23 protein-coding genes and 1 pseudogene are annotated in these 24,002 nt (G+C 71.7%); 13 read left to right on the plus strand and 11 right to left on the minus strand.

Annotation, left to right across the window (positions count from 1 at the left end; all coding sequences use genetic code 11):
* The first annotated feature begins 125 nt into the window (after positions 1–125).
* The 4 genes from ACFWBB_RS04190 to ACFWBB_RS04205 are packed head-to-tail and all read left to right on the plus strand — an operon-like array spanning position 126 to position 4,462.
* Positions 126–536, plus strand: a complete 411-nt coding sequence (locus ACFWBB_RS04190; RefSeq protein ID WP_385266673.1) for a hypothetical protein — start codon at positions 126–128, stop codon at positions 534–536.
* A gap of 52 nt (positions 537–588) precedes the next feature.
* Positions 589–2,928, plus strand: coding sequence for an FHA domain-containing protein (locus ACFWBB_RS04195; protein WP_385266676.1), 2,340 nt, complete (start codon positions 589–591; stop codon positions 2,926–2,928).
* An 8-nt stretch (positions 2,929–2,936) separates the two neighbouring features.
* Positions 2,937–3,491 (plus strand): hypothetical protein, encoded by a 555-nt coding sequence (locus ACFWBB_RS04200; RefSeq protein WP_385266680.1) that lies wholly within the window; start codon positions 2,937–2,939, stop codon positions 3,489–3,491.
* Positions 3,491–4,462, plus strand: coding sequence for a serine/threonine-protein kinase (locus tag ACFWBB_RS04205; protein WP_385266683.1), 972 nt, complete (start codon positions 3,491–3,493; stop codon positions 4,460–4,462). The genes ACFWBB_RS04200 and ACFWBB_RS04205 overlap by 1 nt, the downstream gene beginning before the upstream one ends.
* Before the next feature lie 290 nt (positions 4,463–4,752).
* On the opposite strand, the gene ACFWBB_RS04210 is transcribed toward ACFWBB_RS04205, so the two are convergent.
* The gene (locus tag ACFWBB_RS04210; RefSeq protein WP_385266686.1) at positions 4,753–6,021 is read right to left on the minus strand and encodes a streptophobe family protein; all 1,269 of its coding nucleotides are present in this window, start codon (positions 6,019–6,021) and stop codon (positions 4,753–4,755) included.
* Positions 6,022–6,227: 206 nt separating this feature from the next.
* Between ACFWBB_RS04210 and ACFWBB_RS04215 the strand changes: the two are divergent.
* Both ACFWBB_RS04215 and ACFWBB_RS04220 read left to right on the plus strand, forming a co-directional pair.
* Positions 6,228–7,544: pseudogene (locus ACFWBB_RS04215) on the plus strand (DUF6777 domain-containing protein); the annotation flags it as partial.
* A gap of 330 nt (positions 7,545–7,874) precedes the next feature.
* Positions 7,875–8,327, plus strand: a complete 453-nt coding sequence (locus ACFWBB_RS04220; RefSeq protein WP_385266689.1) for an ATP-binding protein — start codon at positions 7,875–7,877, stop codon at positions 8,325–8,327.
* Positions 8,328–8,483: 156 nt separating this feature from the next.
* Here the strand turns inward: ACFWBB_RS04220 and ACFWBB_RS04225 are convergent, their stop codons facing one another.
* Complete coding sequence (locus tag ACFWBB_RS04225) at positions 8,484–9,371, minus strand: SigB/SigF/SigG family RNA polymerase sigma factor (protein WP_385266692.1); 888 nt, start codon at positions 9,369–9,371, stop codon at positions 8,484–8,486.
* A gap of 313 nt (positions 9,372–9,684) precedes the next feature.
* On the opposite strand from ACFWBB_RS04225, the gene ACFWBB_RS04230 reads away from it, so the two are divergent.
* The gene (locus ACFWBB_RS04230) at positions 9,685–10,125 is read left to right on the plus strand and encodes a helix-turn-helix domain-containing protein (RefSeq protein WP_385266695.1); all 441 of its coding nucleotides are present in this window, start codon (positions 9,685–9,687) and stop codon (positions 10,123–10,125) included.
* 21 nt (positions 10,126–10,146) lie between these two features.
* Here the strand turns inward: ACFWBB_RS04230 and ACFWBB_RS04235 are convergent, their stop codons facing one another.
* Together ACFWBB_RS04235 and ACFWBB_RS04240 are read right to left on the minus strand one after the other, a co-directional pair.
* A complete protein-coding gene (locus tag ACFWBB_RS04235) occupies positions 10,147–10,749 on the minus strand; it encodes a ClpP family protease (protein WP_385266698.1) in 603 nt (200 codons plus the stop codon).
* A gap of 1 nt (position 10,750) precedes the next feature.
* Entirely contained in the window at positions 10,751–11,389 is a 639-nt protein-coding gene (locus ACFWBB_RS04240) for an ATP-dependent Clp protease proteolytic subunit (protein ID WP_385266701.1), read from the minus strand.
* 231 nt (positions 11,390–11,620) lie between these two features.
* Between ACFWBB_RS04240 and ACFWBB_RS04245 the strand changes: the two genes are divergently transcribed.
* A complete protein-coding gene (locus tag ACFWBB_RS04245) occupies positions 11,621–12,103 on the plus strand; it encodes a VOC family protein (protein ID WP_385266814.1) in 483 nt (160 codons plus the stop codon).
* Here the strand turns inward: ACFWBB_RS04245 and ACFWBB_RS04250 are convergent.
* From ACFWBB_RS04250 to ACFWBB_RS04265, 4 genes are read right to left on the minus strand one after another with little or no spacing between them, the layout of a single operon-like run.
* Complete coding sequence (locus tag ACFWBB_RS04250) at positions 12,088–13,020, minus strand: aminoglycoside phosphotransferase family protein (RefSeq protein WP_385266704.1); 933 nt, start codon at positions 13,018–13,020, stop codon at positions 12,088–12,090. The two genes, ACFWBB_RS04245 and ACFWBB_RS04250, sit on opposite strands and share 16 nt — an antisense overlap.
* A gap of 44 nt (positions 13,021–13,064) precedes the next feature.
* Positions 13,065–13,943, minus strand: a complete 879-nt coding sequence (locus ACFWBB_RS04255) for a geranyl diphosphate 2-C-methyltransferase (protein ID WP_385266707.1) — start codon at positions 13,941–13,943, stop codon at positions 13,065–13,067.
* Between the two features lie 50 nt (positions 13,944–13,993).
* A complete protein-coding gene (locus ACFWBB_RS04260) occupies positions 13,994–15,046 on the minus strand; it encodes a family 2 encapsulin nanocompartment cargo protein terpene cyclase (protein ID WP_385266710.1) in 1,053 nt (350 codons plus the stop codon).
* A gap of 16 nt (positions 15,047–15,062) precedes the next feature.
* The gene (locus ACFWBB_RS04265; RefSeq protein WP_385266713.1) at positions 15,063–16,505 is read right to left on the minus strand and encodes a family 2B encapsulin nanocompartment shell protein; all 1,443 of its coding nucleotides are present in this window, start codon (positions 16,503–16,505) and stop codon (positions 15,063–15,065) included.
* A gap of 314 nt (positions 16,506–16,819) precedes the next feature.
* On the opposite strand from ACFWBB_RS04265, the gene ACFWBB_RS04270 reads away from it, so the two are divergent.
* Together ACFWBB_RS04270 and ACFWBB_RS04275 are read left to right on the plus strand one after the other, a co-directional pair.
* A complete protein-coding gene (locus tag ACFWBB_RS04270) occupies positions 16,820–17,620 on the plus strand; it encodes a VOC family protein (RefSeq protein ID WP_385266716.1) in 801 nt (266 codons plus the stop codon).
* Between the two features lie 32 nt (positions 17,621–17,652).
* Positions 17,653–18,372: a ribonuclease H gene (locus ACFWBB_RS04275; protein WP_385266719.1), complete on the plus strand. Its 720-nt coding sequence runs from the start codon at positions 17,653–17,655 to the stop codon at positions 18,370–18,372.
* Between the two features lie 14 nt (positions 18,373–18,386).
* Here the strand turns inward: ACFWBB_RS04275 and ACFWBB_RS04280 are convergent, their stop codons facing one another.
* From ACFWBB_RS04280 to ACFWBB_RS04290, 3 genes are all read right to left on the minus strand, one after another.
* On the minus strand, positions 18,387–18,839 hold the full coding sequence (locus ACFWBB_RS04280) for an SRPBCC family protein (RefSeq protein WP_385266722.1): 453 nt from the start codon (positions 18,837–18,839) through the stop codon (positions 18,387–18,389).
* Positions 18,840–18,936: 97 nt separating this feature from the next.
* Complete coding sequence (locus ACFWBB_RS04285) at positions 18,937–19,761, minus strand: tyrosinase family protein (RefSeq protein ID WP_385266724.1); 825 nt, start codon at positions 19,759–19,761, stop codon at positions 18,937–18,939.
* Between the two features lie 53 nt (positions 19,762–19,814).
* The gene (locus tag ACFWBB_RS04290) at positions 19,815–20,183 is read right to left on the minus strand and encodes a tyrosinase cofactor (protein WP_385266727.1); all 369 of its coding nucleotides are present in this window, start codon (positions 20,181–20,183) and stop codon (positions 19,815–19,817) included.
* Positions 20,184–20,539: 356 nt separating this feature from the next.
* Here ACFWBB_RS04290 and ACFWBB_RS04295 point away from each other — a divergent pair, with 356 nt between their 5' ends.
* The 3 genes from ACFWBB_RS04295 (at position 20,540) to ACFWBB_RS04305 (ending at position 23,980) form a co-directional block, all read left to right on the plus strand.
* The gene (locus tag ACFWBB_RS04295; protein ID WP_385266730.1) at positions 20,540–21,751 is read left to right on the plus strand and encodes an FAD-dependent monooxygenase; all 1,212 of its coding nucleotides are present in this window, start codon (positions 20,540–20,542) and stop codon (positions 21,749–21,751) included.
* Positions 21,752–21,860: 109 nt separating this feature from the next.
* The gene (locus tag ACFWBB_RS04300) at positions 21,861–23,351 is read left to right on the plus strand and encodes an MFS transporter (RefSeq protein WP_385266733.1); all 1,491 of its coding nucleotides are present in this window, start codon (positions 21,861–21,863) and stop codon (positions 23,349–23,351) included.
* A gap of 32 nt (positions 23,352–23,383) precedes the next feature.
* Positions 23,384–23,980: a TetR family transcriptional regulator gene (locus ACFWBB_RS04305; protein WP_385266817.1), complete on the plus strand. Its 597-nt coding sequence runs from the start codon at positions 23,384–23,386 to the stop codon at positions 23,978–23,980.
* Positions 23,981–24,002: the final 22 nt, after the last annotated feature.

Consider the following 24,002-nt stretch of genomic DNA (forward strand, 5'->3'; position numbering starts at 1 on the left):
GGCCGGAAAGTCATGGTGACAGTGTTTCAAGAGTGAACATACTCGAACGTCAGGGGCAGTTCACCCCACAGGAGCCGCACGGAAAGCGAGGCACTGCCGGCAAGCGAGCACCGGGGGAGAGAGACGTGCACGACGAATTCCTGTGCCATGTCACCGCGTACGGCGTCTGCGACGGACGGCGCATCGGCGTACCGCTCGGCACCTACCGCGCGCCCACGCTGGCGCTCGCCCTGTGGTGGCTGCGGGACCGGGCCTCCTGGATGGCCGAACGGCTGGATCCGCGGCCCGAGAGCGAGCACATCCCGCCGGGCGCTCTCGTCCCGGTCGCCGACACGGTGCCGGACGTGCCCGGACTGCTGCGGGCCTGGTGTGCCGACACGGGCGGCCAGGAGCTGGTGGCCGACGAGTTGGCGGGCGGCAGGCTGGTGCGGATCGCGATCAGTGACGAGACCACCGAGTACGAACTGCTCGCCGAATCCGTCGACGCGCTGCGCATGCAGCGGACGGTCCCGGCGCTCGTCGTCCCCGTCGGCTGAGGACCTCGCCGCCCGTTGGGCGGACAAGGGTGCGAATCGATAGAATTCGGGCATGGTGGAGCGACCGGTCTCCTCGACCGCGCCCGAACTCGTGCTGGAGACCGAGACGGGTTCCGGCGCGCTGATCCCGGGCCACGACTACCGCATCGGCCGGGACCCGCTCAGCGACATCGTCATCGACGACACCCGTGTCTCCTGGCACCACGCGGTGCTGCGACCCGACGGCGACCACTGGACCCTCGCCGACGAACACAGCACCAACGGCACCTACGCCGACGGCCGCCGCGTCCAGCAGTGGGGCGTCGGTCCCGGCAGTGTGATCCGCTTCGGCAGCCCGTCCGACGGCCCGTATCTCGTCCTGTCGGGCCGTCCGCCGCCCCTGGAGGAAGGTCCGTCCGCCGTCTCCAGGCCCGCGCTGACCGGGACCTTCCGGCAGCCCACCAGCGTCCGGCCGCTGCCGGCGCGCACGGTCCGCATCGGCCGCGCCGCCGAGAACGACCTCGTCGTCGACGACCTGGTCGTCTCGCGCCGGCACGCCGAACTGCGCGCGCTGCCCGACGGCGGGCACGAGATCGTCGACCTCGGCAGCCACAACGGGACGTACCTCAACGGCCTGCCCGTCACCCGCGCCCCGCTCGGCCCGGGTGACGTCGTGGGCATCGGACACTCGGCTTTCTGCCTGGTCGGCGACCAGCTCCAGGAGTACGTCGACACCGGCGAGGTCTCCCTCGACGTGCAGGACCTGACGGTCGCCGTCGACCGGGGCCGTAAGGTCCTCCTCGACCACGTGTCCTTCCCGGTGGGGGAGAAGTGCCTGCTCGCGGTCGTCGGACCCAGCGGCGCGGGCAAGTCCACCCTGCTCGGCGCGCTCACCGGCCAGCGCCCCGCCGGCCACGGCACGGTCGTGTACGACGGCCGCGACCTCTACCGCGACTACGCCGAACTGCGCCAGCGCATCGGACTGGTCCCGCAGGACGACATCCTGCACGCCCAGCTGACCGTGCGCAGCGCTCTCGTCTACGCGGCCGAACTGCGCTTCCCGCAGGACACCGCCAAGGCCGAGCGCCGCGAGCGGGTCGAGGAGGTCATCCGCGAACTGGGGCTCGAGCAGCGCGCCGGCCAGCCCGTGCACAGCCTGTCCGGCGGTCAGCGCAAGCGCGTCAGCGTGGCCCTGGAACTGCTGACCAAGCCGTCACTGCTCTTCCTCGACGAGCCGACCTCCGGCCTCGACCCCGGCATGGACCGCTCGGTGATGCACATGCTGCGCGGCCTCGCCGACGACGGCCGCACCGTCATCGTCGTCACACACAGCGTCCTCAGTCTCGACGTCTGCGACCGGCTGCTGGTGCTCGCGCCGGGCGGCAAGGTCGCCTACTACGGCCCGCCCGGGGACGCCCTCGCCTTCTTCGGCTTCGAGCACTGGCCCGAGGCCTTCGAGGCCTTCGAACGCGACCAGGACCGGGACTGGGCGGGTGAGTACCGCGACTCGCCGCTGCGGCGGCAGTACGTCGTCAACGACAGTGAGCAGCCCCGGCTGCCCCGCTCCGGCCCGGTGATCACGCTGCCGCCGCTCCGGCCCCGCAGCAGGGGCGCCCAGCTCGGCACCCTGGTCCGCCGCTACACGGCCGCGCTCGCCGCCGACCGCACCTTCCTCGCCATCATGATCGCCCTGCCGTTCGTGATGGGCGCCATGGCCCGCGCCCTGGCCGGTGGTGCGCTCGACCGGGAGCATGCGATGAACGTGCTGCTCATCCTGTGCGTCGGCGGCGTCCTCACCGGCGCGGCCAACGCAGTACGCGAACTCGTCAAGGAGCGCGTGATCTACCAGCGGGAACGCGCCGTCGGACTGTCCAGATCGGCGTACCTGATGTCCAAGGTCGTCGTCCTCGGCACGGTGACCGTCGTACAGGCGGTGGTGCTGACGCTCGTCGCCCTGCTCGGCGTCGACCTCAACGCGCCCGGTGGCCAGGGCGTGTTGATGCCGCCCCTGGTCGAGATCACCGTCGCCGTGGCCCTGTTGGCCTTCACGGCGATGATGCTCGGCCTGCTGATCTCCGCCATGGTCCGCAAGGAGGAGGTGACGATGCCGCTGCTGGTGCTGCTCGCCATCGTCCAGGTGGTCTTCTGCGGGGCGCTGCTGACCCTGGACGGCGTGCCGGGCCTGGAGCAGCTGTCGTGGCTGGTGCCCGCGCGGTGGGCGCTCGGCGCGATGGCCGGCACCATCGGTCTCGCGAGGATCGTGCCCGGGGACATCACCGCCGATCCGCTGTTCGAGCACGCGGTGGGGGTGTGGCTGCTCGACGTGGGCATGCTCGTCGTGCTGTCGGTCGCCTGCGGGTTCCTCGTCTCCCGGCTGCTGCGCCGGCACGAGCCCGCCGTGATGCGGAAGTAGGGCGGCCCATGACGACTCCTGTCTTCCGCCCCACCCACGTGGTCCCGCGGCACGGCATGCCCGCCTGGGAGACCCCCGACCCGGCCCGTCCCACCGTGGCCCTCGATCCGCTGCTGCCCGTCCGGCTCACGGAGCGGCGCGGCGACTGGGGACGCGTGCTGTGCTCCAACGGCTGGTCGGCCTGGGTCGACGGCCGTCATCTGGTCGCCGTCCCCCAGGACCCGCCCCGCTCCGACGGCCCGGACGGCCCCCTCCCGGAGGCCGCCGACCCGCGCCCGCTCCTCGGCCGCGCCGAAGAGGCGCTCGTCCGGTACCGGGCGGCGGTGCAGGAACTCGCCGACGGTGTCCTCGACGGCGAGACCTTCCGGCGCCGCACCCACGGCCTGCGGATCGGCGTGGTCGTCGACGGCGAGGACGTGTGGCTGTACGACCCGGCGCGGGAGGGCTGGGTCTACGGCGACGGCACCCGCCTCAGCACCTACGCGACCGACCGGGCCCCGGACGCGGCCGGGGACCAGGACCACACCGCCACCCGGGTCGTGAACCCCGGCCGGGGCACCTGATGGCCCGCGCACCCGTCCCGTTCTCCGGCCGGCCATCCGAACTGGTCGGCCGGAGGATCGCCGGCTACCGCATCGAGGACGAGATCGGACGCGGCGGCATGGCCGTCGTCTACCGCGCCCATGACCTGCGGCTGGACCGGACGGTCGCGCTCAAACTGCTCGCTCCGGAACTGGCCCGCAACGACACGTTCCGCAAACGCTTCACCCACGAGTCCCGGGTGGCCGCCGCCATCGACCACCCGCACATCGTGCCCGTCTTCGAGGCGGACGAGACCGACGGGGTCCTGTACATCGCCATGCGGTACGTCGACGGGAGCGATCTGCGTCATCTCCTCGACCGCTCGGGCCCGCTGCCCCCGGCGACCGCCGTCCGCATCGCCGCGCAGGTCGCCTCAGCGCTGGACGCCGCGCATGAGCACGGGCTGGTCCACCGGGACGTCAAGCCCGGCAACATCCTGGTCGCCCGGGGCACCGACAGCGACCACCCGGAGCACGTCTACCTCACCGACTTCGGCCTGACGAAGAAGTCGCTCTCCCTGACCGGCTTCACGACGGTCGGGCAGTTCGTCGGCACCCTCGACTACGTCGCCCCCGAACAGATCTCCGGGCATCCGGTCGACGGCCGCTGCGACGTCTACGGACTGGCCTGCGTCGTGTACGAGTGCCTCGCGGGCCGCCCGCCCTTCCTGCGCGACGACGACATGGCCCTGCTCTGGGCCCATCAGAACGCCGATCCGCCCCCGCTGACGCAGGCCCGCCCCGCCCTTCCCCCGCACGTCGACGCGGTGTTCGCCCGGGCCCTCGCCAAGAGCCCCGGGGCACGTCATCCCACCTGCGGCGCCTTCGTCGCCGAACTGAGACGTGCGGCCGCCGACCGGACCACCCACCCCCCGACGGAACCGGCCGGCACGCGGGCGCCCCCACCCCCGCCCTGGTCGCGACCGGCCTTCGGCCCGCCCGGTCCGGGGTGACCTCGGCCGCCCCGTCGAGTGGCACCCGCCGGGCTGTCACCTTCCGGCGGGCGATACGCCACCCCTCGCCGACCCGCACCACGGTGTCCTCGTAGGTGACGGCTCCGCACGCCCCGTCGGCCCGGACGCCGAGCCCTTTGGAGCGGGCGCGGACCCGGCCGTCGTCCAGGACTCGAGAAGCACGTAGGTGACGTGATGCGCTACGGGGTTCGCGGCCCCGAGCACCAGGGCCGCCTCCAGCAAGGCGGGCAACATGGCGCGCACCCTGGCATTCCGGGGCGCCACCGCCGTCAACGGGGTTTCGTCCCGCCCCGGCGGCGCGCCCGCCCTGCCGGCAGACCGCCCAGGAAACCCGTGACCAGTCCCCACAGCGCGGCGAGGCCCAGCGCCGGCCACACCTCGGCGCGCAGGAACAGCTCCCCTGACAGATCGCCGCCCAGGTCGCCGATGCCGAGGACCGAGAGGCCGTAGTGGGCCGAGACACGGCCGACCAGGCAGATCATCAGCACCGTGAGCACCAGCGCCACCGCCATGTGCACGGCGTGCCGCCAAGCGGGCGTCCGGGCGGGGGAGTGGGCCGCCATCACGAACGCGGCCGCCAGCAGCAGGGCGGCGTCCACGGCGACGAGCCACCACACGCGGCCGTCGTGCTGGGCGAGGGTGCCGAGGTTCAGCCGGGTCTCGTCCGGCCCGCGCAGCACCTCGTCCAGCAGATGGGGCATCGGCAGCCCGAACGGCCCCTCGACCCGGCCGTGCCAGGTGGCGCCCAGCCCGATCGTGAACGTCAGCCACACCAGGTTGGGCAGACCTAGCAGGACCATCGCGAGGGTCTCGGCGGCGTGTCCCCGGGTCGCCGCGACGACGAGCGCGACGACGAGGCCCAGGACGACGCAGAAGAGCAGCAGCAGGACCATCGCGTAGGCGGCCGGGCGTACCGACCCGTGCAGGCGCAGCAGCCTGGCCGGCAACGGAGCCCCGGGCGAGACCAGCAGCGCCAGCGCCAGCACACCGGCCAGCCACGCAAGCCCGACGGCGAGAGTGAGGGGGACGTCCGTGGTGAAGCCGGCCTCGGGGCTGACGCCGAACAGCTCACCCAGGTCGCTCAGCGTGTCGTCGCCGAGAGGGATCCTGAAGGTCCGGCGTGCGGCGAGGGCCAGGCCGAGCAGGCCGAGCAGCCACACCACGGCGATCCTGGCCGCCCACCCGGCCAGCTCCCCTGCGCCCGCCACCGCCCGGTGCCGCAGCGGCCGCAGGAATCCGGCGCCCACCACGAGCGCCCCGACGAGGGTGACGGACAGCGGAATCACCGTCAGACCGCCCTTCGTGTCCGCGAGTCCACCGGCGTTCCCGGAGAGCTCGACCGTGCCGCCGACACCCGTGACGACGGTCGCCGCGATCACGCGCGGGAAGGCGCCCTGCGGCAGGTCCGCGGCTCCGGCCGCCCACAGCCCCAGCGCGGCCACCACCCCCATGACGACCAGTGCGGCCAGTGCCACGACGACCGCGCGCGGCCAGCCGTGGCGGGAGACTGCCTGGTCGTCCGGGGTATGCGAACTCACCCTGCCACGCTAAGCAGCGTCAGGAGAGCGCGCCTGTCGGGTGGGCCGTCCGCGCCCCGCTTGCGAGCGGCGCCCGGCCGAGGCACACAATGGTGCGTTGTGGAAGAAAGCGGCGTATGTCGGATGAGTGAGCCCTGTGGAGCCCTGTAGAGCCTCGCGGGGGCCATCGGACGAAGCGCTGCGGGAAACCCACGTCGGGAGTGCTCGTGAGCGTCGAACCGCCGTCTTCCGGCCGCCCCACGGGACCGCCCACCGGCCCGCTGTCGGGCCCGCCCTCCCAGCCCCCTTCGGGCCCGCCGTCCCAGCCGCCTTCGGGCCCGCCGTCCCAGCCGCCTTCGGGCCCGCCGTCCCAGCCCCCTTCGGGCCCACCCTCCCGGCCGTCCGGGGCAGGCTCCCCGGAGGGCGACGACGGGGAACCGGGCCGGCCCTGGTGGAAGTCGTGGCCCCGGATCGCGCTGATCACCACCGCGGTCGTGGCCGCCACGGCCCTCGCCCTGGTGCTCGCCCTGTCGAACGGGGGCGGCTCCGACCAGGTCGGCGAGGTCTTCATGCAGCCGGCCGGCGAGCGCGGCCCTGAGCCCTACACCGAGCCGGCCACCACCAAAGGCTCCTTCCCGCCGGCCACCGTCGCCCCGTCGGGTTCCTCGCCGCCCACGCGCACCGTCTCCGGTGTCGACGGCGGCGAGGAGGGACTGTACGGCGGTACCCGCAACGTCTCCAGCTGCGACGTGGAGCACCAGATCAAGGCCCTCCAAGCGGCTCCCGCGAAGAACAGGGCGTTCGCCTCGGTGGCCGGCGTCGCCCCCGCCGGGGTCCCGGCCCACCTTCGCTCCCTCACCCCCGTGCAGCTGCGCCTGGACACCCGGGTCACCAACCACGGCTACCGCGACGGCGCCGCCACCAGCTACCAGGCCGTCCTCCAGGCCGGCACGGCCGTCCTGGTCGACCGGCACGGTGTCCCGCAGGTGCGCTGCGCCTGCGGCAATCCGCTGACCCCGCCGGTCGCCCAGCCGTCCGGGTTCAAGCGGACCGGCGACTCGTGGCCGGCGTACAGCCCCGCGACCACCGTCGTGGTCAAACCCTCCATGACCGTGATCAAGGTGTTCGTGCTCTACGACCCCGGACACGCTCACCACTGGTTCGCCCGCCAACCGGGCGACAAGCCGCACAAGGACCGGCCCACCCGTCCTCCGGCGAGGCGCACGCCATCCATCACCGTCGGCACCCCGGGCATGCCGAGCACACCGACGAGCCATGGCTCGCGCACCTCGCCCGCGTGCGACTCGCCACCCGCCGACAGGCCGCCGGGCTGTCCGCCGCCGTCCTCCCGTCCGGGCTCGGCGTCCGCGTCCTCCGAGGAGCCGTCCCCGGAGCCGTCGTCGCGAGCGCCCTCCTCGGAACCGCCGTCGTCGCGATCCTCGGGCGACGAGCGGCAGGGAATCGCACCCCCGTCCTCCCGATCCCCGTCCTCCCGTTCCCTGTCCTCCGGCTCCTCTTCCTCCGCTGCCCCCTCCCCGGGGTCGCCGTCTCCGGAGTCACCGGGCTCCGAGTCGCGGCCGGGTTCACCTTCCGAATCCACGAGCGGGCCGGGCAGCTCCCTCTCCTCGCTTCCGCGGTCCCCGTCGCCGGGGGACAGCACGAGCCGGTCGCGGTCGGCCTCGGCGGTTTCCTCGCCCGCCCCGGGTTCCCCGGCCGGCTCGCCGACCGTTTGAGACCCCTCGCGGCCACCGCGCGGACAGGGCGAAAACTGATGTGGAGTGTGTGGCGAAACTCGGGGTACGAGCACAGGTGCACAGCCAGCGGCGTGCACAGCCAGCAGCGTCCGGCCAGTCCGGCCTCCGAGAGAGAAACGCATGATCGAGCATCTGGACGGGGCAGTGATACCTACCGGTTTCGACGTACCCGTGGAACCGCTGCGGCGGGCGGCGCACTTCACCGGAGAGCCCGGCTGCATAGCCGAGGCCCGGGTCTTCGCCGCGCACTTCGTCGACCAGCTCAGGACGGAGTGGTGCGCCACGATCGGTGACCGGGTGAGCGGTGAGGTGATGCTGGTGGTCAGTGAACTGGTCACCAACGCCGACCGGCACAGCAACGGGCCCTACATCCTGGAGCTGGAGGGTTCGGACGCCTCGGTCACGGTCTGCGTCTACGACAGCAGCGACGCGCTGCCGATGCGGTTCCCGAAGGACCCCGAGCGCGTCGGCCGCCACGGTCTGGAGATCGTGCACGCAGTGGCCGCGCAGGTCACAGCCGACCGCGTGCCGGTCGGCAAGCGCGTCCGCGCCGTACTGACCTTCGCACCGTAGGGACCGTAGCTCCAGGGCGGATCTCGGCTTCCCGACGCGAGCGCCCCCGCCGGTTATCCGGCAGGGGCGATCGGCGGTGGTAGGTCGGCCACAAGCGGGGCAGTGTCGGCCGACAAGCTGGGCAGCGTCGGCCGACAAGCGGGGCAGCAGGGGCGATCAGGCGCAGCCCAGCTCGCCCAGCATCCCGTGCCGCAGGCGCATGATGATCCGCTTTATCAAGCGCGAGACATGCATCTGGGAGCAGCCGAGCCGCTCGCCGATCTCCGCCTGGGTGGCCTCCTCCACGAACCGCATGTGGATGATCCGCCGGTCGCGCTCGCTGAGCTCGGCCATCAGGGGGGCCAGCGAGTGGAAGTCCTCGACGAGCCGCAGCCCGTCCTCCTCCACGCCGATGAAGTCCGCCAGGACCGCCTCCCCGTACTCCGGGCCGTCGCCGGTGAGCGCCGCGTCGAGGGAGGAGGAGTTGTAGCCGTTGGCGGCGATCTGCGCCTCGACCACCTGGCTCTCCGTGAGGTTCATCAGCGTGGCCAGCTCCGGCACGGTGGGGTCCCGGTCCAGGCGGCTGGAGAGCTCGTCGCGTGCCCTGGCCAGTTCGACGCGCAGCTCCTGCAGCCGCCGCGGGACGTGCACCGCCCACGTCGTGTCCCGGAAGAAACGCTTGATCTCACCGACGATGTACGGCAGCGCGAACGAGGTGAACTCCACCTCGCGCGAGATCTCGAACCGGTCGATGGCCTTGATCAGGCCGATCATCCCGGTCTGGACGATGTCCTCCATGTCGTCCTCGCGGCCGCGGAACCGGCCGGCCGCGAACCGGACCAGGGACATGTTCATCTCGATGAGGGTGTTGCGCGCGTACTGGAATTCGCGGGAGCCCTCTTCGAGGACGGCCAGCCGCTGGAAGAACTGGCGGGACAGCTCCCGCGCGTCGCGCGGAGCCACGCTCCGCGGCGCCTCGATGCCGGGCAGAGGCACGCCGTCCGTGCGGGTGTCGGCGGTGTCCTCCACGAGCGTGGCCTCTGTCCGGATCACGGCGCTCTCCATTGTCTCTCCCAGGAAAGTCACGGTTCGACGTCTGCTGTGCTCGGTCCGTGAGCGTGCAGGTACAGACCCGCTCTCCGGGCGGGTACCCGGTCCGCGACGACCCATGCATACGGGCTCCGCGGTCCGTCGCGACGCGCGGGCTTCCGCCCGATCCTACCGAAGGCCCGGTTCCACCGAAGCCCGGAGATCCCGGGCATCCGAGGACACCGCGGCCCGCTCCCACCGGGGAACCCGAGGACACCGCGGGCCCGATTCCACCGAGGGCGCAACGCCGGACCCTTCCCGCGTGGGCCCGTTTTCCTAGGCTGGGGAGGTGAGCAACCAAGCGCCGAACCAAGCCCGCGTGATCCCGCTGCGCCCGCCTGCCGAGCGCCCGGGCACCGCCTCCTCCCTTCCCACCGTGCCGGGACCGGCACCGGCCTCCGCACCCGTTCCCCGCCCCGCCCGGCGCGAGCCCTTGTGGCGCGACCTGGTCGGAGACGTCCTGCGCCGTGAACGCCGGGCACAGCAGCGCACGCTCAAGGACGTCGCCGACTCGGCCCGTATCTCCATGCCCTACCTCTCGGAGGTGGAGCGCGGCCGCAAGGAGGCCTCCTCGGAGGTCCTCGCGGCCGCCGCGCAGGCCCTCGGCCTGAACCTGGGCGACCTGCTGGCCCGGGCGCAGGGAGAGCTGGTCCGGCTCAGCGGCCGGCACCCCGTGGGCGGCCGTACTGTCACGCCGTCGTCGTACGACGGTCTGTGCCTGGCCGCCTGACGAGCCGCGCGGGCCGGCGTCTCACACCGTCGTGGGACGCCGGCTCAGCACCTCGTCGGCCAGGCCGTACGCCACCGCCTCCCGCGCGGTGAACACCTTGTCGCGGTCCATGTCCGCGCGCAGGGTGGCGATGTCGTGGCGGGTGTGGCGGGCCAGCACCTCCTCCACCTGGCCGCGGATGCGGACCATCTCCTTGGCCTGGAGCGTGAGGTCCGAGACGGTGCCCTGCCGGCCGCCACTGGCCGGCTGTCCGAGCAGCACCCGCGCGTGTTCCAGGACGAGCCGCCGACCGGGATCCCCGCCCGCCAGCAGCACGGCCGCCGTCGAAGCGGCCTGCCCGACGCAGAGCGTCGAGATCGGCGCCCGTACGAACGTCATCGTGTCGTAGATCGCCATCAGCGAGGTGAACGAGCCGCCGGGGGAGTTGAGGTAGACCGAGATCTCACTCTCCGGCGAGGCCGCCTCCAGGTGGAGCAGCTGCGCGATGACGACGTTCGCCACGCCGTCGTCGATCTCGGTGCCGAGGAAGATGATCCGCTCGGACAGCAGCCGGCTGAACACGTCGTAGGACCGCTCGCCCTGCGGGGTCCGCTCGATCACGTTCGGAATCGTGTAGGTCCCCATGTCACAGCCCCATCCGTCGCTTCTGCGCGGCCGGGCGGACGTCCGCGAGGGACTCCACGACCCGGTCCACGATGCCGTACTCCCTGGCTTCCTCGGCCGTGAACCAGCGGTCGCGGTCGCCGTCGCGCGAGATGGTCTGCGGGGACTGGCCGGTGTGCTCGGCGGTGATCCGTTCGATGGTCCGCTTGGTGTGCTCCAGGTTCTCCGCCTGGATCTCGATGTCCGCCGTGGTGCCGCCGATCCCGGCCGACGGCTGGTGCATCATGACCCGCGCGTTCGGCAGCGCGTACCGCTTGCCGGCCGCGCCGACACTGAGCAGGAACTGGCCCATGCTGGCCGCGAAGCCCATGGCGAGCGTCGAGACGTCGTTGGGGATCAGCCGCATCGTGTCGTAGATGGCGAGCCCCGCGTGCACCGACCCGCCCGGGCTGTTGATGTACAGGCCGATGTCGGTGCGCGGGTCCTCCGCCGACAGGATCAGCAGTTGCGCGCAGACCCGGTTCGCGGAGACCTCGTCGACCTGGGTGCCGAGCAACACGATCCGCTGGCCGAGCAGTTGGGCGGCGAGGTGGTCGTCGAAGCGGGACGGCGGGGTGTCGCCCTCCTCGGCGCGGGGGGCGAGCGTGGTGAGTGGGGTCATCGGTTCTCCTCGTCGTGGCGTCGATGCCGTCGACCTCACTCTTGACCTCGGAGCATGCCCGCACGCGGCTGCTCTGCCCGCGGCAGATTCGCCACGGGCAGAGCGGCTGCGCCCGCCCGCCTTCCAGGCGTCTCCGTCCGGCCGTCCGGATTACTCCACGGCCCGAGCGATGAGTTCCGGGGCGATGAGGAGTCGACACTGATGACCGCGCCCCATGCCCAGGAGGTACTCATGACCACCGACGGACTCACCACGTGTCTCTGGTTCGACGGCCAGGCCGAGGAAGCCGCCCACCACTACGTCTCGATCTTCAAGGACTCCGGCATCGGCGACATCGGCCGCTACAACGAGGCCGGCCCGGGTCCGGCCGGCTCCGTGCTGGCCGTGGAGTTCACGGTCAACGGGCAGAAGTTCGTCGGCATCAACGGCGGCCCGCAGTTCAAGTTCAGCGAGGCGGTCTCCTTCCAGATCTACTGCGCGGACCAGGAGGAGGTCGACTACTACTGGACCAGGCTCACCGAGGACGGCGGCGAGCCCGGCCCCTGCGGCTGGCTCAAGGACAAGTACGGCCTGTCCTGGCAGGTCATCCCCGACGGGCTGATCGAGATGATCAGTGACCCCGACCCCGAGAAGGCCACCCGCACCACCAAGGCCATGTACGCCATGAGCAAGCTCGACGTCGCCGCCCTGAAGAAGGCCTACGACGGAGCGTAGGAGCCGGCCGCCGGGGGCGCGTCGGCGGTCCGGGTCTCGGCCAGGATCTCCTTGATCACATGCCGGGAGTTCTCCGCCAGCGGCGGATTGGTCTCCCAGTAGTACGGCAGCTGGATCAGCGAGATCGACAGGGCCCAGCCCCGGCCGCGCGCCCACTCGGCGTCGTCCGCGCCCACCGCCTCCCGGAAGGTTCCGCGGGCCGGGGCGGGCAGCAGGTTCCAGGCGACGATCAGGTCCACGGCCGGGTCGCCCACCCCGACACTGCCGAAGTCGATCACCGCCGAGAGCCGTCCTTCCTCGACCAGGACGTTCCCGGGCGACAGGTCGCCATGGGCCCAGACGGGCGGCCCTGTGTGCCCCGGAGCCCGCAGCGCCTCCTCCCACAGGGCGGTGACCGCGTCGGTGTCGATCCGTCCCGTGAGCCGGGCGAGGGCGTCACGGGTGGGGGCGTCCCGTCCGGCGAGCGGACCACCCCGGTGGTTCGGCGGCCCGCCCCGCGTCTCGATCCCGCGCAGGGCGGTGACGAACGCCGCCAGGTCCGCCGCCAGCGCCTCGGGCTCGTCGAGGGCGCCGGCGACCGGATTACGGCCGTCCAGCCAGCGGTACACCGACCAGGGCCAGGGGAACCCCTCACCCGGCCCGCCCTGTTCCAGCGGTACGGGCGCGGGGACGGGCAGCTCCGGCCCCAGCCGGACCAGCAGGTGCTGCTCGTGCGCCACACTCTCGACGGCGCCGGGATGGCGGGGCAGCCGCACCACCTTGTCCGCGCCGAGCCGGAACATGGCGTTCTCCGTGCCGGAGGAGGCCAGCCGTGTCACGGGCAGACCGGCCCACCGCGGGAACTGGGCGGCGACGAGCCGGCTCACCAGCGGGGCGTCGAGACCGACCTCGTCCGGATGCATCTTCGCAGGGCACATGCGCCTCATTGCAAGGGACCGGCCCCGACGCTGTCCAACGGATTTCAGACCCGGTCGGCCGCGATCAGCAGGTACTGGAAGCTGCCGTTGCGGTACGCGGTAAGGAAGGTCTCCTCGATGCCGGTGACCAGATGGTCGGCCTGACTGCGCAGCTCCCAGTAGGGCACGGCCACTTCGGTGAGGTCCTCCACATGGACCGGCACCAGCCGGTTCCGGGCCAGCGCCCGGAAGTACGCCGAGCGCGGGTGGATGTCGCAGATGTAGTGGGCGTTGATGAGCGAGACCTCGCGCGAGGCCCGGCCGTAGGTGTCGTTGTAGCAGCCGGTGACGACGACACAGCGTCCGCCGCGGCGCAGCAGCCGGGCGTGCTCGGCGAACAGCAGGTCCAGGTCGACGTACATGGTCGACTCGTTGTTCCACGAGGCCGCGTAGGCGCCCGTCTCCAGGCCGGTGTCGAGCATGTTGCGGTGGTGGTAGCGCACCTGGTCGTCGATGCCCCGCTTGCGCGCCTGCTCGTTCGCGAAAGCGGCCTGTTTGGCCGAGATGGTGACGCCGTCCGCGTGGCAGCCGTACCGCTGGTTCGCCACGACGCTGCCGCCGCCGCGTCCGCAGCCGGCGTCGAAGACGCGGTCGGCGGGCGTGAGCCGGCCGAGGCGGGCGGCCAGCAGTTCGGCCTGGGCGTGCTCCAGCCGGTGCAGCTCGGCGGTGACCCGTGCACGGCGCAGCTCCGCGTCGGGCTCGTCGAGCACGGACCAGTCCGCTTCGCCGACGCCGTAGTGATGGTGGTACAGGCCGTCGATCCTGCCGAGTTCGAGGTTGACCGGGTTCTCCTCGGCGTTCCAGTAGTCCGCGACACGGCTCTGATACGTGGACTGGGTGGGCACCGGGACGGTCTTGGTGCCGGCGTCGTGGGCTGTGGTCAACGGTGGCTCCTCATGGTGCTGTGCATGACGGGTTGGCAAGGGCGGGGTGGTCACCAGTAGTCGGGCAGGTGGTAGCGGTGGGTGTTGGTCGCGTGCCACTCGTGGTTGCCGGCCACCCAGTCCGACAGCCCCCGGAGATAGCGCTCGAGCAGCGGCGAGGTGGCGGCGAGTACGGCCGACTCGTCCTCGAACGCCTCCATGACCTGGTTGTGGATCTCGACCGACCTCAGGTAGGCGGCCTTCAGCCCGCGCCGGTCGTTGGCGGCGACGACCTGCGGCAGATTGAGATGGGTGGGGTCGGCCGCCAGTTCCTTGGTGAAGGAGTACAGGTCGTTGACGATCGTGGTGGCGTTGCAGGCCAGCGCGGTGACCCGCTGGATCTCCGGGCGGGCGTAGAGCTGCTCGGGCAGCTCGTAGCCGTCCACCGCGTCGACGATCGACAGACACGGCCGGAAGTTGTTGAACTGCCGCATCGCCAGGTACTCCCAGATCCGCGGCACGTATCGCGTCTCCCCCCAGGCCGCCTCGCCGAGGTAACCCAGGTGCAGCCGTGCGATGTCGTGCACGAACCGGTCGGTCTGGCTGGGCGTGGCGACGGCCGCGTACTCCTTCAGCGCCCAGTGGTACGAGCGCAACGGCCCGTCGGCCTGTACCCCGCGTGCCCAGTCCTCCTGGAGGTCCGGCGGTCCGTGGTACGGGTCGAGCGCCGACTGGGCGATGATCAGCCGGCCGCCGAGCCCGCTGCGGGAGCCGCCCTTGTCCTCGTCCTCCTCGCAGTAGCAGTTGTCGACGATGTTCTCGGCCAGCAGCAGCTTGCCTGCCACCGTGAGGCGCTCCAGGTCGAGCGCGCACGGATGCTGGAGCACCACGGCGCGGCCGAACTGGAAGCCCGCGAAGTCCCCGTTCCAGGCCGCCGGGAACAGGTCCAGGCCACGGGCCCACGTCTCCAGTCTGCGGTCGATCTCCGCGGCCTTCTCGGGGTCCGCGGGCGCGACCTCCCGGTACCGCAGTCCGGGGATCGCGCCGCCGCGCCGGGCCCGCAGGCTGCGGGCGAGGTTCGGCGGCCCGGGCAGCCCACTCCCGGTGCGCGAGGGCGTGCTCATCGCGAACTCCCCGCCGTCACTCGGCCGTCCGACCGATCTGGACGTTCTCCAGGACCCCGGCCGCGTCGGGCACGAGGACGGCCATCGAGTAGTAGGCGGTGACCAGGTAGCGGATGATCGAGTTGGCGTCGATCCCCATGAACCTTACGTTCAGGCCGGGTTGGAACTCCTCCGGGATGCCCGTCTGGTAAAGGCCGACGACTCCCTGGTCGGCCTCGCCGGTGCGCAGCGCGAGGATGCTGGTGGTGTGCTGCGGACTGACCGGGATCTTGTTGCAGGGGAGGATCGGCACCCCGCGCCAGGCCGGGATCTCGTGCCCCTCGACGGTGGCCGTGCCGGGCGTCAGACCGCGCCGGTTGCACTGCCGGAAGAAAGCCGCGATCGCCTTGGGATGGGCGAGGAACAGTTTGGTCCTGCGCCGCATCGACAGCAGCTCGTCCATGTCGTCCGGGGTCGGCGGTCCGGTGAACGTGCTGACGCGCTGGGAGTGGTCGGCGTTGTGCAGCAGCCCGAACTCCCGGTTGTTGACCAGCTCCCACTCCTGCCGTTCGCGGATCTCCTCGACGGTCAGGCGGAGTTGCTGCTCGGTCTGGTTCATCGGGTTGTTGTAGAGGTCGGCGACCCGGGTGTGCACCTTCAGCACGGTCTGGGTCAGTGACAACTCGTACTCGCGGGGCGAGAGTTCGTAGTCGACGTAGCCGCCCGACAGCGTCGGCTCCCCGCTGTGGCCGGCCTGCACCGGCAGGTCGGCCTCGCCCTTGCGGTTCATCGGCAGCCGCTGCCGGGCGACGTAGGCGTCCAGATGGGCGGCGAGGGACGGCACCCGCCCGAGGAACTCGCGCAGCGTGTCCCAGGGCAGTGCCAGCAGCACGCCCGAGGTCTCCGCGCGCACCGAGCTCAGCCACAGCGGGTCGTCCTGCCCGACGGCCTCGTCGCCGAGGTGGTCGCCGCCGGAGACCACCCCGACGATCTCCTCCCCGCCGTACCTGCCCGCGGTGAAGCGGGTGAACCGGCCGTGCACCACGAGATAGGTCTCCGTGACCGGCTGCCCGGCCTCGAAGACGACCTGACCGGCCCGGACCTCCCGTACCTGGAAGCGGGAGGAGAGCTCCGCGAGGGTTCCGTTGTCGGAGTAGCCGCGCAGCACGGGCAGCTCGGTGAGGGTCTCCGGGATGACCCGCACGTCGTCCGCGCCGTTGTGCTCGAACTGCACCCGGCCCCGGCCGACGCGCAACTGGAGACGCCGGTTGACACGGTAGGCGCCGCCCTTCACATCCACCCAGGGCAGCAAGCGCAGCAGCCAGCGCGAGCTGATGGCCTGCATCTGCGGTTCGGACTTGTGGGTCGTGGCGAGCTGGCGGGCCGCCCGGGTGCTGAGACTGGTGAGCTGCGCGTCGGCGGAGGGTCCGGGGGCGGGATCGTCCAGGGCGGGACCGGTGGCGCTGTTCGGTGTGGACACATGACCTCCAGAAAGGTGCGCGGAGAGGAGCGGAGCGTCCGCGAAGTCCGGGTCGGTACTCCACGTGCATCAGCCAAACACCCTGAGTGACGGCCGGGTACGGCGTGCGGGGGGCGGATTCATGCTCTGGAGGGTGCAAACCCGCAGGGTGGGGCGGAAGGCGCCCCATGAGTGCGATCGCTTCCTCCACGTGCTCCCGCACGCCGGAGCGCTCGTGGGTCACTCCCGGTTACCCGTGTGTTCGGCGCGCGGGCCGACGGCCGGGTGACTAGCGTGAGCAACCGGACAAACCATCTCACCGGAGGGCTGCGGTCATGGCCGTACGACCATTGGGAATCCCTTGCTGGGCCGACGCGATGTTCAGCGACGTGGAGGGCGCCAAGACGTTCTATGCCGAGGTCCTGGGCTGGACCTTCGGCGAGTCGTCGTCCGAGTACGGGAACTACACCCAGGCCTACGCGAACGGCAAGGCGGTCGCCGCCGTCGTCCCGCCGATGCCCGGCCAGGAGGGCCAGTCGCAGTGGTGTCTGTACTTCGCCTCCCCGGACGCCGCCGCGACCGCAGGCAAGATCCGTGAGAACGGCGGTGAGGTGCTGATGGAGCCGATGCGGGTCGGCGAATTCGGCACGATGTGCCTGGGCCGCGAGCCGAGCGGCGCCGTGTTCGGCGTGTGGCAGGCGGGCGTCCACGAGGGCTTCGAGGCACCGCCCGAGCAGCCCGGCGCGTACTGCTGGGCCGAGGTCTTCACCCGCGAACCGGAGAAGACGGACGCGTTCCTCCCGGCCGTGTTCCCGTACGCGGCGAAGCAGCTCCAGGACGACGCGGTCGACTTCCGGCTGTTCGAGGTCGACGGCGACATGGTCCTCGGCCGGATGAAGATGACGGACGAGTTCCCGCCCGAGGTGCCGTCGTACATCAACGTGTACTTCACGGTCGACAACTGCGACGAGGCCGTGGCGAGGGCCACCAAGGTCGGTGGCGTTCTTCGGTTCGGCCCGATGGACACCCCGTTCGGACGGTTCGCGGCGATCAGCGACCCGCAGGGCGCGAGTTTCTCGGTGATCGACGTCACCACCACCGCGGGAGACATGCCGCGGACCGAGGACGTGTCCTAGCACCCCGCGGAACGCCCTGCGGGGGCCGTGGCATGATCGTGCGCATGCGTGAACGAGTGGTGGCCGCGTGCGACGGGGCCTCGAAGGGAAATCCGGGACCGGCGGCCTGGGCCTGGGTGGTCGCGGACGACGCGGAGGCGCCGGCCCGCTGGGAGGCGGGCCCGCTCGGCAAGGCGACCAACAACATCGCCGAACTCACCGCGCTGGAACGCCTCCTGGCGTCGACCGACCCGGGTGTGCCGCTCGAGGTGCGGATGGACTCGCAGTACGCCATGAAGGCCGTCACCACCTGGCTGCCGGGCTGGAAGCGCAACGGCTGGAAGACGTCCGCGGGCAAGCCGGTGGCCAATCAGGAGTTGGTCGTCCGCATCGACGAACTGCTCGACGGCCGCTCGGTGGACTTCCGCTACGTGCCCGCCCACCAGGTCGACGGCGACCCGCTCAACGACTTCGCCGACCGCGCCGCCAGCCAGGCGGCGATCGTCCAGCAGCCGGCCGGCAGCGACCGGGGTTCCCCGGAGCCGCCGGCCTCGCCGGACACCCCGAAGGCGAGGTCCGGCGCGAAAGCGAACCGCTCCGCCGGGGACAAGTCCCCCCGGCGGAGCGGTGGTTCGGCGTCACGCACGATCAAGGCCAAGTTCGCCGGCCGCTGTGTGTGCGGTCGCCCCTACGCGGCCGGCGAACAGATCGCCAAGAACGCGCAGGGCTGGGGGCACCCGGAGTGCCGTACGGCGGACGCCGACCGGAGCTGACCTGCGGCACGCGGTTACACCACCGCGCCGCGCCAGCCCCCGGTCTCGAGACCGCGATCCTCGATGTACTCCTTGAAGCGCTCCAGATCACCCTTGGTCTGGCGCTTCACGAGGCCAAGCTTGTCGCCGACGGTCTCGGCCAGGCCCTCCGGCTGGAACTCCAGCTGGAGCATCACCTTGGTGTGGCTGTCGTCGAGCCGGTGGAAGGTCACCACGCCGGCCTGCTTGGCCTCGCCGGAGATCGTGGTCCAGGCGACCCGTTCGTCCGGGATCTGCTCGGTGATCTCCGCGTCGAACTCCCGGTGCACGCCGTTCACACTGGTCACCCAGTGGGTGAGCGTGTCGGTGCGCTGCTCGACGCGGTCCACCCCGCTCATGAACTCGGGGAACGTCTCGAACTGCGTCCACTGGTTGTACGCGGTGTGCACGGGCACGCCGACCTCGATGGATTCCTCGACCTGCGACACGATCGTGTCCTCCTTCGTGTTCGTGATGCGACTCGTCTCGTCGCTCTTGTCCGTCGCGGGTTACCCGTGGCCTGCGCGGCAAACCGGCGGAAGACGATCAGTCGGTGTCGAAGGTGTAGTGGGCGGTGTGATCGAGGAGGTCCGCCGGGGTGGTGTCGTTCCAGGGCTTCATCGTCTCGTGGAGGTCGACGACGTCCGGCGTCCCGCCGCCCGGGACGTACGCGGACCCCGGGTGCCGGCGCTGCCACTGGGCCCACAGCTTGTCGATGTAGGCGTGGTGCAGCCAGAACACCGGGTCGTTGGGGGAGACCCCGGTCGCCATCTGCCCGCCGACCCACACATGGACCCGGTTGTGCAGATTGACTCCGCGCCAGCCCTCCAGATGGTTGCGGAAGCCGTCGGAGGCGCTGTTCCAGGGGGCCATGTCGTACGTCGTCATGGACAGCACCGACTCGACCTCGCCCGGGGTCGGCAGTTCACGGACGGCCGCCCCCAGCGCGCGCCGCAGGTAAGTGCGGCCGTCCACGCGGACGTTGACCGCCCAGTTGCCCGCCGACGCGGCGAAGGGGCCGTCCATCACCTGGCCGTCCCGGCTGCGCCCGCTGCCGCCGAGGAAGTCCGGCGCCCACAGCGAGGAGCGTGGTGAACGGTCGGCGGACCAGTCCCAGTACGGCAGTGCCACCGAGGCGTCCACCGACTGCAGGGCCCGCTCGAACTCGAGCAGGAATCTGCGGTGCCACGGCAGGAAGGACGGCGAACGGTGGCCGGTGCGCTCGCCGTTGTCGGTGTCGCCGAGGATGAAGCCGTTGTGGGTGGTGACGAAGGCGTCGTAGCGGCCGCTGCGCTTGAGTTCGAGGACGGCGGCGACGAACCGCCGCTTCTCGTCGGCGGTGAGCGAAGCCTGGTTCTTGCGGACGGTCATGTGTGGTGCTCCAAGGGTGCGCGGAGGTGGGGCGGGTGGCCGGTCGGCGGCGGTCAGCCGGCGGGGAACGGCACGAGCCGGGCGCCCTGGAGCTCGTCGACCGCGGCACGGGCGGCGGCCCGCGGGGTGGGCACCGGGTCGTAGTGGCTGACCACGCTGATCCAGGAGCCGTCGGCGTTGCGCATCACGTGCAGCTCGACACCGTCGACGTACACGGCGTAGCCGCCGCCGTGGTGATGGCCGCTCCCGGTGGCGGACCGGCCCTGTATCCGGCGGCCCCGGTAGACCTCGTCGAAGGGGGCGGGGGAGCCGGGGGAGTCGTGGTGGTGGTCGGCGGCCCGGGCGGTCGGGACGGCGACCAGCGGGGCACCGGCGACGGCGGCCGCCGCGGTGAGTGCACGACGACGGCTGAGTTCCGGCATGCGGGACCTCCTGGGGTGCGTTCGGTTGACGACCCCGTATGCCTATCGACCTGCGGGAGAAAGGGAGAAATCCCCCGCAGGAGGTTGGCCGCGATCCGGACAATCAATTACATGTCGTGCAATCTTCAATGAAGATGATCTTGTTGTCGACGGGTGCCCGCACCGCGCGGAAGGGGCAATTCCTTTCCGTGGGTGCATCGCTTCGGGTGATCTTTCGCGCGCCGCCCCGCCCGCGGTGGTGTGGCCCACGTGGGGAAAGTGGCGCGATCCGGCAGGTGGGGTGCCCGTCGGCGGGTGCGGCGTCCTGCTACCCTGCGTCGTCAATCAACCACGTCTGGTAACTCCTGGGAGTGTGCGTGAAGGTCGCCTGTGTCGGCGGCGGGCCCGCCGGCCTGTATCTCTCCATCCTGCTCAAACGACAGGACCCGTCCCACGACGTCACCGTCCACGAGCGCGACCCCGAGGGCTCGACCTACGGCTGGGGTGTCACGTACTGGCAGGGGCTGCTCGACAGACTCCGCGCCTGCGACCCCGAGTCGGCGCGCGCGATCGAGGAGAACTCCGTCCGCTGGACCCAGGGCGTCGCCCACGTGGGGGACCTGGCGACCCGTCAGCCCGGCGACGAGGGGCACGGCATCGGCCGGCACAAGCTGCTGGAGATCCTCGCCGCCCGCGCCCGCGCACTCGGCGTGCGGCTGGAGTTCGAGAGCGGGATCACCGCCGAGGACCCGCCGGACGCCGATCTGGTCGTGGCCTGCGACGGTGTCCACAGCACCCTGCGCACCCACCACGCGGACGGCTTCGGCGCCGAACTCACGCCGGGGCGCAACTCCTACATCTGGCTCGGCACCACCAAGGTCTTCGACTCCTTCACCTTCGCGTTCGTGGAGACCGAGCACGGCTGGATCTGGTGCTACGGCTACCCCTTCAGCTCCGAGCAGAGCACCTGCGTCATCGAGTGCGCCCCCGAGACCCTGGCCGGACTCGGCCTCGACGGGGCGGGCGGGGGCGACCAACTGGCCCACCTGGAGAAGCTCTTCGCGCACATCCTCGACGGCCACCCGCTGATCGGCCGCGCCGCCGCCGACGGCAGCACCCAGTGGCTGACCTTCCGCACCCTCACCAACCGCACCTGGTACCGCGGCAACCTCGTCCTCCTCGGCGACGCCGCCCACACCACGCACTACTCGATCGGCGCCGGCACCACCCTCGCCCTGGAGGACGCCATCGCTCTCGCCGACGCCCTGCGGGAGAGCGCGGGCCTCCCGCAGGCACTCGCCCGCTACCAGCAGGAACGCAAGTCCGCCCTGCTGTCCCAGCAGAGCGCCGCCCGCTACAGCGCCCAGTGGTACGAGAACCTCACCCGCTACATCCACCTCCCCCCGGAGCAGATGTTCGCGCTGCTCGGCCAGCGTCACTCGCCACTGCTGCCCTATGTCCCGCCCCAGCTGTACTACCGGCTGGACAGGGCGGCCGGGCGGATGGAGGCCCTGCGCCGGCTCAAGCGCTGGCTGGGTCCGAAGCTGGCGCGCGGCGCGCACACCAGGGTGCTGACCTCGCGGAAGTGACCCAGGAGGCCGTCCGGGCGCGGTGATCGAGCCTTGGGTGAATGGCAATTCACTGCTACGGTGAATTGCCATTCACCCTTTTCTTTTCCCGTAGGCCGCTGGAGTCCCCATGGCGTCGCCCGCTCCGATACCCGCCCGAGGCAGGGGAGCCGGTCTGCGGGCCCGGCTCACCATCCCGGTCCTGGCGTACTGCGGCATCCTCATGGCCGTCATGCAGACCGTCGTCGTCCCGCTGCTGCCCGACCTGCCCCGGCTGACCGGTGCCTCGCCGGGCGCGGTCTCCTGGATGGTGACCGCGTCGCTGCTGTCCGGAGCGGTTCTCACGCCCGTTCTCGGCCGCGCCGGGGACATGTACGGCAAGCGGCGGGTGCTGCTCATCTCGTTCGGCCTGATGGCCGCCGGGTCGGTGGTCTGCGCCCTGACCTCCGACATCGGGGTGCTGATCGCGGCCCGGACCCTCCAGGGCGCCGCGTCCTCCGTCGTCCCGTTGTCCATCAGCATCCTGCGCGACGAACTGCCGCCGCATCGCCGGGGATCCGCCGTGGCGCTGATGAGTTCCACCGTCGGCGTCGGCGCCGCTCTGGGGCTGCCGGCGGCGGCCGTCGTCGTGCAGTACGCGAACTGGCACGTGATGTTCTGGGTGACCGCCGCACTGGGCGGGACCGGGGTCGCGCTGATCCGGTGGGCGGTTCCCGAATCACCCGTGCGCGAGCCGGGCCGCTTCGACGTGCCGGGGGCGCTCGGCCTGGCCGCCGGGCTGATCACCCTGCTCCTCGCCGTGTCCCAGGGTGGCCAGTGGGGCTGGGGGAGCGCCCGGATCATTGGTCTGTTCCTCACCTCCGTGCTCGTTCTCGGTCTGTGGTGGTGGCACCAGCTGCGCGCCGAACAGCCCCTGGTGGACCTGCGGTTGGTGTCCAGGCCGAGGGTCGGTCTGTCCCATGTGGCGGCGCTTCTGACCGGCTTCGCCTTCTACGCCAACTCCCTGGTGACCGCCCAGCTGGTACAGGCGCCGGAGGCGAGCGGGTACGGGCTCGGACTGTCCATCGTCCAGACGGGCCTGTGCCTGCTGCCGGGCGGCATCACCATGCTGCTGTTCTCGCCGCTCTCGGCCCGGATCTCCGAGGCGCGCGGACCGCGGGTCACCCTCGCCGTCGGCGCCGCCGTCATCGCCTCCGGGTACGCGGTGCGCGTCGTCGACAGCCGCGAACTGTGGATGATCATGGTGGGGGCGACCGTCGTGGCGACCGGCACCACCCTCGCGTACTCGGCGCTGCCGTCGTTGATCCTGCGCGCGGTGCCGCCCGGGCAGACCGCCTCGGCGAACGGCTTCAACGTACTGATGCGCACGATCGGCCAGGCCACCTCCAGTGCCGCCGTCGCCGCCGTCCTCGTGCACCACACCAGCCTCGTCGGCGGCGCCCCGGTGCCGACGCTGCACGGCTATCTGCTGGCGTTCGGCGTCGCGGGAGCGGTGGCCCTGGCCGCGTGCGCGGTGGCACTCACCATTCCCGGCGAGCCCGGAGCGGACGGACCGGAAGGCACACGGGGCGCCCGTGGCCGTAACCGCTCCGTGAGCGACGGGGCGTTGGAGGGAGCATGAGCGCCGTGAGCACTTCACCCGACGCCTCCGCCATGAGCACTGCGCCCGACGCCCCTGCCGCGAGCGGCCCACCGGCCCCCGCCCGGCGCGACGCCGAGGCGACCAGGACGGCGATCCTGCGCGCCGCCCGGTACCTCCTCGCCCGCCAGACGCACGCCGACATCACGCTCAAGGCCGTCGCCGAACGCGCCGGGGTGAGCGCGCCGCTGGTCGTGAAGTACTTCGGCAACAAGGACGCCCTGTTCGCCCGGGTGATGTCCTTCGAGGAGGACGCCGACGCCCTGCTCGACGCCCCGCTGCAGGAGCTGGGCCGGCACATGGTGCGGCACGTGGTGGTCAGCCAGCGCGAACGCGGTGCCGACCCGGTGCTGCGCATCGCGTTCGCGCCCCTGCACGGCGACCACGGTGACGTCCTGCGGGCCAACTTCCGCACCCAGGTCACCGCACGCCTGGCCGCCCGGCTCACCGGCCCCGACCCGGCATTGCGCGCCGAACTCGCCGTAGCGGCCGTGCTCGGCCTCGGCGTGATGTTCGGCATCGCCCGCGGGGCCGAGCTGCGGGAGACGCCGGTCGAGCACATCGTCGACCGGTACGGGCCGACGGTCCAGGCCCACCTGGACCCGGCTTGAACCCATCCGGACCCGACCCGGG

The sequence above is a fragment of the Streptomyces sp. NPDC060000 genome, assembly GCF_042737375.1.
Classification (GTDB): domain Bacteria; phylum Actinomycetota; class Actinomycetes; order Streptomycetales; family Streptomycetaceae; genus Streptomyces.